The organism is Pseudomonas sp. CH235 (genome assembly GCF_004368175.1).
Classification (GTDB): Bacteria; Pseudomonadota; Gammaproteobacteria; order Pseudomonadales; family Pseudomonadaceae; genus Aquipseudomonas; species Aquipseudomonas paraglycinae.
Genome location: NZ_RRZJ01000003.1, coordinates 276,261 through 289,146, shown reverse-complemented (window position 1 = coordinate 289,146; position 12,886 = coordinate 276,261). Strand labels below are relative to the sequence as shown.

Here is a 12,886-nt window from a genome sequence, read left to right as displayed (position 1 = left end):
AGTGGGTGCTCACAGGGAACGATTCTCGATAAACCCCTTGGAGCAATCCGCGTGCCACAAAAAATTGCTTTTCATCTCAATCAGTTACACAAACCACTTGAGAACCCGGGGGATATTCCCCACCCGATTCCCCACTTTTCCGGGGCCATCGGTTTGCCCCGATAGTGGGGAAAGCCGGGGCTGGATTTTCAAAAAAAGCTTTACAACGGCGCATCCACCGCCAGCCCCTGCAGGCGCCGGTACTGACGCAGCACGCTCGGGACATAGCGCTGGGTTTCGGCGAAGGGCGGAATCACCCGGCCGCGGCTGAGCACCGCGTCAGGCCCGGCGTTGTAAGCCGCTACGGCCAGAGCAATGTCGTTGTCGAACAGGGTCATCAGGCGCTTGAGGTATTTGGCCCCACCCTGGATGTTGGCCTTGGGGTCGTAGACGTCTTTCACCCCCAGCTCGCGGGCGGTGTCGGGCATCAATTGCATCAGTCCGCCAGCACCTTTGGGCGAGGTGGCACCGGGGTTGTAATTGGATTCGGACTTGATCACCGCGTGCAGCAAAGCCTCGGGCAGGTGATTGGCGCTGGCCGCCGCTGACACCAGCTCGGCGTAGGGCTGGTTGGCGATCAATTGCGGTTGCCGGTCAAGGCTGACCAGCGGCGCATCGGCTTCGCGGATTACCCGCTCGTAGGTGCGTCCGGGACGGTGGACGTTCGACAGCACATAGCTGCCCTTGGCGTCCATGGAAACGAAGACATCGGCTTGCGCGGCACCGACCGACAGCACGCAGCCGAGCAGTCCTGCAGTGAATGAATGGATCATTGGGCCTCCCCTGACAGGCCCCGAAAAATTGGGGGAAATGCCCCACTGACCCGTCGTTGATCAGCCGTACGCAAGCACTGTGCCGAATCTTGAAAAGCCCGTAATACAAGGGCTTCAGCCCGACCACAGAATTTATCGGGGGCTGAGCATGGCAATTGCATAAGCCCTTTCGGCGACACGGCTGCCACTCACGGGAGGTCATCATGAAGCTGCAATTTCGTCCGCGTGCCCAACGCGGTTTCACCCTGCTCGAATTGCTCGTGGTGCTGGTGGTGCTCGGCCTGTTGGCCGGGATCGTCGCGCCCAAATATTTCGCCCAGCTGGGGCGTTCCGAGGTGAAGGTCGCCAAGGCGCAGATCGAAGGCCTGAGCAAGGCGCTGGATCTCTATCGACTGGAGGTCGGCCATTACCCGTCCACCGAACAGGGCTTGCAGGCGCTGGTGACCGCACCGAGCGACGAAGCCAAATGGACCGGCCCGTACTTGCAGAAAAAACTGCCGCAGGATCCGTGGGGGCGTAACTACACCTACCGCTATCCCGGCGAAAACAGCGAGTACGACCTGCTCTCAATGGGCAAGGACGGCCAGCCCGGCGGCGAGGGCGAAAACGCCGAAGTCACCAACTGGCAATAAGCGGAGCACACGGCATGCGATTTCAACTCAAAGCAGTGGGCAAGGCCGGGGTGGTGTCGCTGAGCGTCGAGGCGCCGGGTCAGAGCGAGGCGCGGCGCATTGCCGAGGATCAGGGCTTGCGCGTGGTCAGCCTGCACGCCGAGAGGCACTGGCGTTCGTTGCGCCTGAGCAAGCGTGAAACTTTCAACCTGGTGCTGTTCAGCCAGGAACTGACCACCCTGCTCAACGCCGGCCTGCCGCTGATCGATGCGCTGGAGAGCCTGGCCGAAAAAGAAACCGCCCCCGCCGCCCGCAAAACCTTGAGCGAGCTGGTGCGGCTGCTGTACGAGGGCAAATCCTTCTCCCAGGCGCTCGGCCAGTTGTCGGCGGTGTTCCCGCCGTTGTACGTGGCGCTGGTACAGTCCAGCGAGAAGACCGGCGCGGTCGGCGATGCGCTGGGCCGTTACGTGAGCTATCGCCAGCGCATGGACGAGGTGCGGCAGAAGATCGTCAGTGCCTCGATCTACCCGCTGCTGTTGCTGGTGGTCGGCGGTGGCGTGGTGCTGTTCTTGATGGGTTACGTGGTGCCGCGCTTCAGTCTGGTGTTCGAAGGGCTGGGCTCGAACCTGCCGTGGCTGTCGCAGATACTGATGAGCAGTGGCATGTTTCTTCACGCCCATCAGGGTGAGTTTTTCGGCCTGTTGGCGACAATCGTCATCGCCCTCGCCGTGCTGCAAAAACAACCGGCGTTTCGCCGTGGGCTGGATCGGCTGGTGGAGAAACTGCCTGCCGTGCACCAGCGGATTTTCATGTATGAGCTGGCGCGGTTTTACCGGTCGCTGGGGATTCTGCTGCAAGGCGGGATTCCGCTGGTGACGGCCATGGGCATGGTGCGGGGCCTGCTCACCGTGGCCTCGCGAGCGCGGCTGGACCAGGCCTGCGAACGGGTGCGCGAGGGGCAATCGTTGTCCACTGCCCTCGAGCTCAACCGGCTGGTGACGCCCGTGTCCCTGCGCCTGCTGCGCGCTGGCGAGCAGTCCGGCAACCTCGGGCAAATGATGGAACGCAGCGCCGATTTCTACGACGAGGAAATCAGCCGCTGGATCGAGTGGTTCGTGAGGTTGTTCGAACCGCTGCTCATGACTTTCATCGGCCTGTTGATCGGGGTGATCGTGATCCTGATGTACATCCCGATCTTCGAACTGGCTTCGAGTATCCACTGACCTCGGGAACGGGTCGGATCACACGCAAACAAGGCACATCCACGTTCCCAATCAAGACAACAAAGACGGAGAACGATATGCACATTCAAAAGCTCGTGCTCGCAATGGCCATCGGCGCAGTCCTGTCGGCGTCTACCGTACTGATTCCGGACAGCCTGTCCGGGGTGTCGAGTGTTCAGGCCAAGGATGGGGGAAGTGGTGGTGGAGGAAGCGGCGGTGGCGGCGGCGGTGGAAACGGTGGGGGTGGCGGCGGAGGCGGTGGCGGCGGCAATGGTGGTGGCGGTAATGGTGGTGGCGGCGGCAGCGGTGGTGGTCACGGCGGAGGCAGCGGCAGTGGCGGCAATGGTGGTGGTCACGGCGGCAGCGGCAGTGGCGGCAACAGTGGCAGTGGCGGCGGTGGCAACACTGGCCACAGCGGCAGTGACCACGGCTCGGGCCACTCCGGCAACACGGCGTCATCCGGTCGCAGCGGCACGCATTCTGAACCCGGCGACGACCACGGTGTGCATCGGTCCGGAGAGGTCGGCGATGACCACGGTGTACATCGCGCTGGTGAAATCGGTGACGACCATGGCGTACATCGTGCCGGCGAAATCGGTGATGACCGAGGCCTGCATGCCGCGGGCGAACCCGGTGATGATCGCGGTGTTCACGTCGGCGGCGAGCCTGGCGATGACAAGCGCGCCAACTGACCCGAACTGAAAGCACCGCAATCCCTGTGGGAGCTGGCTTGCCAGCGATGAGGCCTGGTCAGTTAAAGCATCACTAACTGACCCACCGTTATCGCGGGCAAGCCCGACTCCCACAGGGCTCATCGGTGCCCACCAGTTCACCGCAAAACCTAGAGAGCGACATGATTCTGATCCAGCCGCTCCCGCAAAAACTCGATCAACGCCAGCACCGGCCGAGACGCCTGACGATGCTGCGGGTACACCGCCGACAGCGTCAGCGGTTCCGGCCGAAACTCGTCCAGCACCGGCACCAGCCGCCCATCCTTCAGCGCCGCGCCGACAATGAACGTAGGCAGATAGGTAATCCCCATCCCCGCCACCGCCGCATCCCGCAGCAACTCACCGTTGTTGACGCGCATCCGCCCGGTGACATTCACCAGCAGCGGCTTGCCCTGCCCCGCGTTGAACCGCCACTGCACCGAACGCCCGTGGCCGTATGGCAGACAGTCGTGGCCCAGCAAATCTTCCGGTTTGACCGGCGTACCGCGCTCGGCCAGATACGCCGGACTGGCGCAGTACACCCGCTCGATTGACGCGATGCGTCGGGCGATCAGGGTCGAGTCCTCCAATACGCCAATGCGCAACGCCAGGTCGTAACCCTCGCCCAGCAGATCCACCGGCCGGTCGCTCAGGTCCACTTCCACCGTGACCTCGCGATAACGCTGCAGAAACGGCGGCAGCAAGCAGCCCAGATGCGCCAGCGCGAACGACAGCGGCGCACTCACGCGAATCGCCCCGCGCGGCTCTGCGGTCTGCCCGGCGATGCCCTGCTCCACCGACTCCACTTCACCGAGCAAACGCAGCGCCGACTCGTAATAGCTCTGGCCCAGCGGCGTCACGTCCAGGCGCCGGGTCGAACGGTTGAGCAATCGCACGCCGAGGCGCTCCTCCAGTTGCATCAACCGACGGCTGACGAACTGCTTGGACAGACCCAACTGATCGGCCGCCGCCGTGAAGCTGCCGGAGTCCATGACCTGGCAAAAAATACGCATGTCTTCGAACGGGTTCATTGTCACTCTCTGGTTGACAGTTAAACGCTTTATAACCGCTTTTTCACTTTCCGGCACCTCATTAATCTGTGCTCACGGTGTTGCTGAGGCCTGAAGCCCAGCGCCACAGCAGCCCGATCCCAAGGCATAAAAACTCAAACGACTTAAAAAGGATTTGCACATGAACATCAAGAAAACCCTCGCCGCTTCCCTCCTCGCCCTGTCCATCGGCAACGCATTCGCCGCCGAAAGCACTGGGGTCGAACACAACACTCAGGCCTTCCTCGATGCCCTCGCCGCCGGCGGTGGCAAACCCCTTGAGCAACTGAGCCCGAAAGACGCCCGTGCGGTGCTGACCGGTGCCCAGGCTTCGGTGAAGGTTGATCTGTCCGGCGTTGAAGTCAGCGACAAGGCGATCAAGGTCGACGGCCAGACGATCAACCTGAAAGTGGTGCGTCCGGCCAAGGTCAAAGGCGAGTTGCCGGTGTTCATGTTCTTCCACGGTGGCGGCTGGGTGCTGGGCGACTTCCCGACCCACCAACGCTTGATCCGTGATCTGGTGGTGGGTTCCGGCGCGGTCGCGGTGTACGTCGACTACACGCCGTCGCCGGAAGCGCAGTACCCGACCGCGATCAATCAGGCTTACGCGGCAACCAAATGGGTGGCCGAGCACGGCAAGGACATCGGAGTCGACGGCAAGCGTCTGGCGGTGGCCGGCAACAGCGTCGGCGGCAACATGGCGGCAGTCGTGGCGCTGATGGCCAAGGAACAGAAAACCCCGGCCCTGCGCTTCCAGTTGCTGATGTGGCCGGTGACCAACGCCGGGTTTGATAACGGCTCGTACCAGCAATTCGCCGAGGGCCATTTCCTGACCAAGGGCATGATGCAGTGGTTCTGGGACAACTACACCACCAACCCGGCCGAGCGTGCGCAGATCCATGCCTCGCCGCTCAACGCCAGCGCCGAACAGCTCAAGGGCCTGCCCGCCGCGCTGGTGCAGACCGCCGAGTTCGACGTGCTGCGTGACGAAGGCGAAGGCTACGCCCGCCACCTCGACGCGGCCGGTGTAGCAGTGACCTCGGTGCGTTACAACGGGATGATTCACGACTTCGGCCTGCTCAACCCGCTGAACGGGATTCCTGAAGTGAAAGCCGCCGTGCGCCAGGCCGCAGCGGAACTCAAGACCCATCTGAACTGAGTGCAACCCCTCGCCACACCTTCGGGTGTGGCGTTTTCTTTTGTGCCCGCCGGAGTTCACCTCATGAGCCTTTTTTCTGCCCACCTGCTGTCCTGGAGCGCCCTGCTGCTGGTGCTCGACACCTTGCTCTGGCATCTCGTGCCGTTCAAGCATCGCGCGCAACGGGTCGCTGTGCGACTGGTGCTGTTTCTGGGCTTCAACGCACTGGCCATCAACGCCGGTGTCAGCCCGTTGCAGGCGCCGTTGTTCGCCGATGACCCGGTGGCGCAACTCGGGGCGACGGCACTGGGGATTCTCTGGTGGCTGTACGCCGCGCGGGTGCTGACCGAAGTCATCGGCCTGATCCTGATGCGCCGCATCGGTCACAGCGGCCGGTTGTTGCAGGACGTGATCGGGGCGCTGGTGTTTCTGGCGGCCATCGTCGCGGCGGCCGGTTATGTGCTGGATCTGCCGGTCAAAGGCCTGCTCGCGACTTCCGGCGTGGTGGCGATCGTCATCGGTCTGGCGCTGCAAAGCACCTTGGCCGACGTGTTTTCCGGCATCGTGCTTAACACCACCAAGCCGTATCAGGTGGATGATCTGGTGGTCATCGACGGCGTCGAAGGCAAGGTGCTCGACATCAACTGGCGTGCCACGCACCTGCTGTCCAGCACCGGCACTCTGGCCGTGGTGCCGAACTCGGTGGCGGCCAAGGCCAAGATCGTCAACCTCAGCCGCCCGAACAACCTGCACGGCGTGTCGATCAGCATCAAGGTGCCGAACCACATTCGCCCGCGCCGGGTGCTCGACGCCCTCGAGCGCACGCTGCAAGGCAGCAGCAGTCTGTTGCTGACGCCCGCGCCGAAAGCGGTGCTGAAAGAGGCCGGCGACGAAATGTCGGAATACGTGGCCAGCGGGTTCATCGCCGAACTGGGCAAGAAAAGCGAGGTGCGCAATCAACTGTTCGACCTCGCCCACCGCCATCTCGAAGCGGCTGGCATTTCGCGGCACCCGGACGGCGTGATCGAACCTTCGACCCGCGCCCGCGCCTTGCTCGATGAAGTGAAAATCTTCCGCTCGCTGAGCCATGAGGAACGCGATCGCCTCGCCGAATCGATGGTCGCGCAGCAGTACAGCGCCGGGCAGGTAGTGCTCAATCTGGAGGAAGTCCCGGACAGCCTGTTCGTGATCGCCACCGGCGTGGTCAGCGCCAGCGTACCGGACGGCAACGGCTTCACCGAGGCCGGGCGCATGGGGCCGAGTGAGGTCATGGGCGAACAGAGCATCCTCGCGGATACGCCTTCGCAGGCGACGTTCACGGCGCTGACGTCGTCGATCATTTATCGCCTCGACAAGAACCTGACCCGCCAGTGCATGGAACAGCGCAGTGAAGTGGGTCAGGCGTTGAACAAGTTGCAGGCGGTACGGCAGCAGAACAGTCGGTTGGCGCTGATGGCCAAGCCTGTACCGGTTCGCAAGGGTGGGTTTTTGGGGTGGTTGCAGAAGCGATAATTCACCGGGCTTTCAATCTTCTTTAACTTCGAAATCCAACCCCCTCATCGGAACGCCGCCCGCCTAGCCCTCTCCCCCAGGGGGGCGAGGGGGAAAGGGAGCCGATCTCGGTGCTTTTCAAAACCTGAGTTCGACTCGATTTTTCAGGTCGATGTACCTCGAAAGAACCACTCGGTCAGCTCCCTCTCCGTCCGGGAGAGGGCTGGGGTGAGGGCTGGTTTTCGAAGTGAAAATACACACTCACCAACACCGCAAAAAAATGCCCGCTCTTCAGCGGGCATTTTGTTCAGCCAATTACTGGGCCGTGAACTTGGTGTAGCTGTTGATCAGGTTGCGATAGTTAGGCAGACGCTGCGACAGCAGATTCGCCAGGCCTTCCATGTCGTTGCGCCAGTCGACTTGCAGCTCGCAGGCCACAGCGAACCAGTTCAGCAGGTGTGCGCCGGCAGCGGACATGCGCGCCCAGGCAGCCTGCTGCACGGTGGTGTTGAAAGTGCCGGAAGCGTCAGTCACCACGAACACTTCAAAACCTTCGGCAATGGCCGACAGGGTCGGGAACGCCACGCACACGTCAGTCACCACACCGGCGATGATCAGTTGCTTGCGGCCGGTGGCCTTGATGGCCTTGACGAAATCTTCGTTGTCCCAGGCGTTGATCTGGCCAGGGCGGGCAATGAACGGTGCGTCCGGGAATTGCTCTTTCAGCTCAGGCACGATCGGGCCGTTCGGGCCGGAATCGAAGCTGGTGGTGAGGATGGTCGGCAGGTTGAAGAACTTGGCGATGTCGCCCAGCGCCAGCACGTTGTTCTTGAACTCGTTCGGCGAGAAATCCTGTACCAGCGAGATCAGACCGGTCTGGTGGTCGACCAACAGTACAACGGCATCGTCTTTGTTCAGGCGGCTGTAAGGAACGTTGCTCATGTGAAACTCCTCGATGGATGGTTGTTGCGGGGAGCGCCGCTCACACAGAGCGGCGCTTTTCAAAAGGATCAGAACGCGAAGCAGGAGCAACCGAACGCGCCCCAGAAACCGGCGAAGTCGCTGACCGGCGCATTCGACATCCGCGCTTTTTCATGGCTGTGGGTATGCACCGCGCACGGGCCGCTGCACTGGTGCACCTGGGCCTGCAAGGGCGAATTCGGGCGCCAGTGGCCCGGGACTTTCACCACCGGCGACCAGTCCGGCAGCACCGGCAATGCACGTGGGCCTAGGTCTTCGAAGTCTCCGGCGGAATAAACGATTTTGCCGCCGACCACGGTCAGCACCGACTCGATCCACTTGATCGCTTCTTCCTCGACATGGAAGAAGTCCGCGCTCAGCGCTGCCAGGTCCGCCAGTTGCCCGACCTTGATCTGGCCCTTCTTGCCCTGCTCGGACGAGAACCAGGCGCTGCCATGGGTGAACAGCTCCAGCGCGGTGGTACGTGGCAAACCTTCTTCGTACAGCGCCAGACCGCCGACGGTGCGACCGCTGACCATCCAGTACAGCGAGGTCCACGGGTTGTAGCTGGACACCCGCGTGGCATCGGTGCCCGCGCCGACCGGCACGCCTTCGGCGAGCATGCGCTTGATCGGTGGCGTGGCTTCGGCGGCTTGCTTGCCGTAGCGGTCGACGAAGTATTCACCCTGGAACGCCATGCGATCCTGAATCGCGATGCCGCCGCCCAGCGCTTTCACCCGCTCGATGTTCTGCGGGGTGATGGTTTCGGCGTGGTCGAAGAACCACGGCAAACCGTTGAACGGAATGTCGCGGTTGACCTTCTCGAACACATCCAGCATGCGGCTGATCGATTCGTTGTAGGTGGCGTGCAGACGGAACGGCCAGCGCTGTTCGACCAGGTGACGCACCACCGGCTCCAGTTCCTGTTCCATGGTCTGCGGCAGGTCCGGGCGCGGTTCGAGGAAGTCTTCGAAATCCGCTGCCGAGAACACCAGCATCTCGCCGGCGCCGTTGTGACGCAGGAAGTCATCGCCCTGATGCAACTTGACGCTGCCGGTCCAGTTCTGGAAATCGGTCAGCTCTTCTTTGGGCTTCTGGGTGAACAGGTTGTAGGCGATGCGCACGGTCAACTGGTCGTCTTTGGCCAGTTGTTCGATCACCTGATAATCGTCCGGATAGTTCTGGAAACCGCCACCGGCATCGATGGCGCTGGTCAGGCCGAGGCGATTGAGTTCGCGCATGAACTGGCGGGTCGAGTTGACCTGATATTCCAGCGGCAGCTTCGGCCCCTTGGCCAGCGTCGAGTACAGAATCATCGCGTTTGGCCGCGCCACCAGCATGCCGGTCGGGTTGCCGTTGGCATCGCGCACGATCTCGCCGCCAGGCGGGTTCGGCGTGTCGCGGGTGTAGCCGGCAACGCGCAACGCAGCGCGGTTGAGCAACGCACGGTCGTACAGGTGCAGGATGAATACCGGGGTGTCCGGCGCGGCCTGGTTGATTTCTTCGAGGGTCGGCATGCGTTTTTCGGCGAACTGGAATTCGTTCCAGCCACCGACCACGCGCACCCATTGCGGGGTCGGTGTGCGGTCGGCCTGATCCTTGAGCATGCGCAGCGCATCGGCCAGCGACGGTACACCTTCCCAGCGCAGTTCGAGGTTGTAGTTCAAGCCGCCACGGATCAGGTGCAAGTGCGAGTCGTTGAGGCCGGGAATCACGCAGCGGCCCTTGAGGTCGACCACTTGCGTACCGGCGCCGCGCAGGGCCATGGCTTGCGTATCGTTACCGACGACGACAAAGCGGCCGTCCTTGATCGCCACGGCACTGGCGAGGGGTTTTTCGCGGTCTACCGTATGAAATTGGCCATTGAACAGAATCAGATCGGCGTTCATCGCAGTTCCTTCGAGATAAGTGAGACGGAGCCCGGACCCACCGCTTCAGCGTGGCGAGTTGGCATTGGATTCGAGGTGTTTGTGTGACTGACCGGCTTCCAGCCACGGCGCGAACAGACGGGTCACCGGCGGCATGAACACGTAAACCACCGACACCACGATGGTCAGGGTGATCAGGAACGTGGCGACCACGTAGTTGGACAGAAAGGCATTGAGCTGCAGCAACGGCCCCCAGATCAGCGGCACCAGCAAGGTGTGCGGCAGGATCACCAGCAGCGTCACTACAGCCTGCTTCCAGCGTGGCGGCGGCGATCCGGCCTCGGCCGTCGGCGTGAACCAGAATTCGTTGGCTGCGTTGACTTCGGTCTGGTCGCCGTCGGCTAGCATCGGCGCCGCTTCATCGATCAGCTTCTGACGCTGCGGCGAATCGAGCCAGCGCTGCATCGCCTCGGTCGAGCAATAACGCAGCACGCAGGTGAACAGTGCGAGCCCGCCCTGCTGGCTGCGCATCACGTCCACGCCCAGATGCCCTTCTTCGCGCCCCGCCACGCTGACGATATTGCGCAGCCAGGCTTCGTAAGGCGCTTCAAAACCGGCCTTGACCCGGTGTTTGACGATCAGCGTCACGGTTTCTTCGGGTCCCGGTTTTTTCAGGGTCTGGGCATCAGGCATAACGGAGTACTCCGGGCAAACGAACATTGAGCGCCAGCCGTCCCGGCCCGGCGATCAGAACAGTGGTGAAGAGGATCAACAGCAACCAGCCGAATTGCCCTTCGGCCACACTCCATTGCGGATGCACGAGCAGCAACGCCACCAGCAGCACAAAGAGAATAGGCAAGCACGCCAGACGCGCCAGCACCCCGGCGACGATCAGCAGCGGGCAGAGGACTTCGGCGAAGATCGCCAGAATCAAAGTGAGGTGGGCACCGAGGTGGAACGGGTCTTCGATCAGTTGCAGTTGCGCGGTGAAGTCCAGCAGCTTGGGCAAGCCGTGGACGAACAGCAGAAACAACCCGCCGGTCACCCGCAGGAACAGCAGGCCGAGATCTTGCGCCTGGTCATTGCGTTGTACAGCGTTCATGGGCCCACCCTTGATCAATCATTGCAGGGAATAGTGCAATGATTGATCGGGGGGGAAATTGGATGGGTGTGCTCTCTTTGCTCTTGATCGCCCGCTCTATCGAATCGTGTACTGACGCAGGACAAAAGCCTGAGCCGTTGACGAATTCGCGACGGTGTCCAGATTGACCCTGAAACGCAGAGTCAACGTGCTGCCGGGGCGCAGATCCTTCAAGTAACTGAACAAAACAATGACGCTGTAACCGTTATTGAAGACCCAGCTCTGGTTGACGGTAACGTTGCCCGTCCACATCGCGAGATTATGGGGGGCACCGTTGATGTCTTCGCCCTCCAGATCCAGCCAGAGTGACTGCAATCTCGCAATATGCGGCCATACACCAAAGCGCAAGGTTGCGCCGCCCTGCACGCTGGCCAAGAACAGGTCCGACGTACCATTGGCCTCGAGAAAAACGGGAGGAATGAACCGGTCCGCCGGGATCATCCCCACATTCAGATGAATAGGCCCCAAAGGCACGGGCTGAGCCGTGCCGCGATCATATTCGGCGCTGACCGTGACCCGCTTGCCCAGGCTGAACGCCACGAGCGTAAGCGGCAAAGGGATTCTCCTGGGACGCGTGGGGCCGGCTGTGAGGGTATTGGTGGTGTGTGAGCCCGCCGCCGGAGTCCCCGGCGCAGCAGTCCAGCGGACTCTGATCCGGTCGTTGGGCTGCATGTCGTAATTCACGACAGCCGTCAGATTCATCTCTACCGCCAACGGATCAACATTGCCATTATCGGGCGCCTCGGCAATCGTCACCTCGAGGTTCTGAATGACGACCTTGATTCGCCTCGGACTGGACGTTCCCCCGCTGCCATCTGCCAAACGAACCGTGAACGAATGCAGGCCTCCGGTCAGTGCCTTTGCCAAATAGGTCCAGATACCGCCCACTGCGTTGACGGTGTCCAGAAAAGTTTGACCATCAAAGACGTCTATCGCGCCGAAACCACTACCGCTCAGGGTAACGCTGGTGTAGCGGGTGTCTGCGCCATCGGGGACTTCACCCTCGGCATCGGTGACCGACGATATGCCGGGCGTATTGGTTGCAACTGTATTGACGGTGTAGTTCCGATGGGCAAATGCCTGGGCCTCGGAAAGCTCCGGACTGTTTTGCAGCCCGGCCCAGAATCTCATCGTCAGCACGCTGCCATTTTGCAGACCTTGCAGCGGTGCAGCAGGGACTCTTTCCTCTTTATATCCCAGACTGAATCCATTACCGACGACATTCTCCGGTGCTTTCCAATACCAGGCCTCCCAGACACTGCCGTCGGGCTTCACACCTGTAAGCCGGAGCCAGAAGAACTGCTCGCGCCTGCTCAGCAGCCATGACCTGATACGCAATGTAACCTCAGCCAGTTCGCTCACATCCAGGTGAGTGCCCTCACCTTCGTCGCTTGCCTCCTTGATCACCGGCAGGGGCAGATCAAGTTGGTTGATGAGCGGTATGTAAAGCGGCAAAGTTTGTGATTCCACAGACGGTTCAGTGCCACGGTGAAGCGTATAAAAGGCGCTGACAGTTAGCCCGAGATTAAATGCTATCAATGTGGTGTCAATGTGGGTCGTAAAAGGGCGTTTGAATCCGCCGATCGGGATTCGCGGCGACGTATAGGAACCGGGACCTGGAGTTCCTGCCACCTTGATCGTAATAAAGTCCCCTGGCAACCAAGGGAAGTCGATTGTTACCGTCAGGTTGTACCGGGCGGCCGCTGGCACCAGGAAACCCTTCGAACTTTCTTCAATTGCCAGTGGTGGCAGATCGTCACGGGTGAGCGCAGGAATCGGCGTGTCCATATTCACTTCCCTTGATAGCTGGCCGCTTCGGCATTGGCCCATCAAACACGGGAAGACGAGCACGCACCACTGTCAGAACTAACAGGTTGCGGGTT

At 61.5% G+C, this 12,886-nt stretch carries 12 protein-coding genes; 5 read left to right on the top strand and 7 right to left on the bottom strand.

Going from position 1 to position 12,886, the window contains the following annotated elements; genetic code table 11:
* Positions 1-200: 200 nt before the first annotated feature.
* Entirely contained in the window at positions 201-812 is a 612-nt protein-coding gene (locus tag EIY71_RS05195) for a lytic transglycosylase domain-containing protein (RefSeq protein WP_085613420.1), read from the bottom strand.
* A gap of 203 nt (positions 813-1,015) precedes the next feature.
* Between EIY71_RS05195 and gspG the strand changes: the two genes are divergently transcribed.
* The 3 genes from gspG to EIY71_RS28535 all read left to right on the top strand — a co-directional run bounded on the left by gspG (position 1,016) and on the right by EIY71_RS28535 (position 3,338).
* On the top strand, positions 1,016-1,444 hold the full coding sequence (gspG, locus tag EIY71_RS05190) for a type II secretion system major pseudopilin GspG (protein WP_011333421.1): 429 nt from the start codon (positions 1,016-1,018) through the stop codon (positions 1,442-1,444).
* A 14-nt stretch (positions 1,445-1,458) separates the two neighbouring features.
* A complete protein-coding gene (locus EIY71_RS05185; protein WP_007956102.1) occupies positions 1,459-2,646 on the top strand; it encodes a type II secretion system F family protein in 1,188 nt (395 codons plus the stop codon).
* Positions 2,647-2,723: 77 nt separating this feature from the next.
* Entirely contained in the window at positions 2,724-3,338 is a 615-nt protein-coding gene (locus EIY71_RS28535) for a hypothetical protein (RefSeq protein ID WP_256661082.1), read from the top strand.
* 149 nt (positions 3,339-3,487) lie between these two features.
* Here EIY71_RS28535 and EIY71_RS05180 read toward each other — a convergent pair whose 3' ends face one another.
* Entirely contained in the window at positions 3,488-4,387 is a 900-nt protein-coding gene (locus tag EIY71_RS05180) for a LysR family transcriptional regulator (RefSeq protein ID WP_134020782.1), read from the bottom strand.
* 160 nt (positions 4,388-4,547) lie between these two features.
* Between EIY71_RS05180 and EIY71_RS05175 the strand changes: the two genes are divergently transcribed.
* The gene (locus EIY71_RS05175; protein WP_102717991.1) at positions 4,548-5,564 is read left to right on the top strand and encodes an alpha/beta hydrolase; all 1,017 of its coding nucleotides are present in this window, start codon (positions 4,548-4,550) and stop codon (positions 5,562-5,564) included.
* 63 nt (positions 5,565-5,627) lie between these two features.
* Positions 5,628-7,055, top strand: a complete 1,428-nt coding sequence (locus tag EIY71_RS05170) for a mechanosensitive ion channel family protein (RefSeq protein WP_134020779.1) — start codon at positions 5,628-5,630, stop codon at positions 7,053-7,055.
* A gap of 294 nt (positions 7,056-7,349) precedes the next feature.
* On the opposite strand, the gene ycaC is transcribed toward EIY71_RS05170, so the two are convergent.
* The 5 genes from ycaC to EIY71_RS05145 all read right to left on the bottom strand — a co-directional run bounded on the left by ycaC (position 7,350) and on the right by EIY71_RS05145 (position 12,791).
* Positions 7,350-7,976 (bottom strand): isochorismate family cysteine hydrolase YcaC, encoded by a 627-nt coding sequence (gene ycaC / locus EIY71_RS05165; protein ID WP_039771508.1) that lies wholly within the window; start codon positions 7,974-7,976, stop codon positions 7,350-7,352.
* Positions 7,977-8,044: 68 nt separating this feature from the next.
* Complete coding sequence (locus tag EIY71_RS05160) at positions 8,045-9,883, bottom strand: amidohydrolase (RefSeq protein WP_085747770.1); 1,839 nt, start codon at positions 9,881-9,883, stop codon at positions 8,045-8,047.
* Positions 9,884-9,928: 45 nt separating this feature from the next.
* On the bottom strand, positions 9,929-10,555 hold the full coding sequence (locus EIY71_RS05155; protein ID WP_085747771.1) for an antibiotic biosynthesis monooxygenase: 627 nt from the start codon (positions 10,553-10,555) through the stop codon (positions 9,929-9,931).
* On the bottom strand, positions 10,548-10,964 hold the full coding sequence (locus EIY71_RS05150) for a DoxX family protein (protein WP_039771512.1): 417 nt from the start codon (positions 10,962-10,964) through the stop codon (positions 10,548-10,550). Before EIY71_RS05150 ends, EIY71_RS05155 begins: the two co-directional genes overlap by 8 nt.
* Positions 10,965-11,060: 96 nt before the next feature.
* Positions 11,061-12,791, bottom strand: coding sequence for a hypothetical protein (locus EIY71_RS05145; protein ID WP_085747772.1), 1,731 nt, complete (start codon positions 12,789-12,791; stop codon positions 11,061-11,063).
* Between the last annotated feature and the right edge of the window lie 95 nt (positions 12,792-12,886).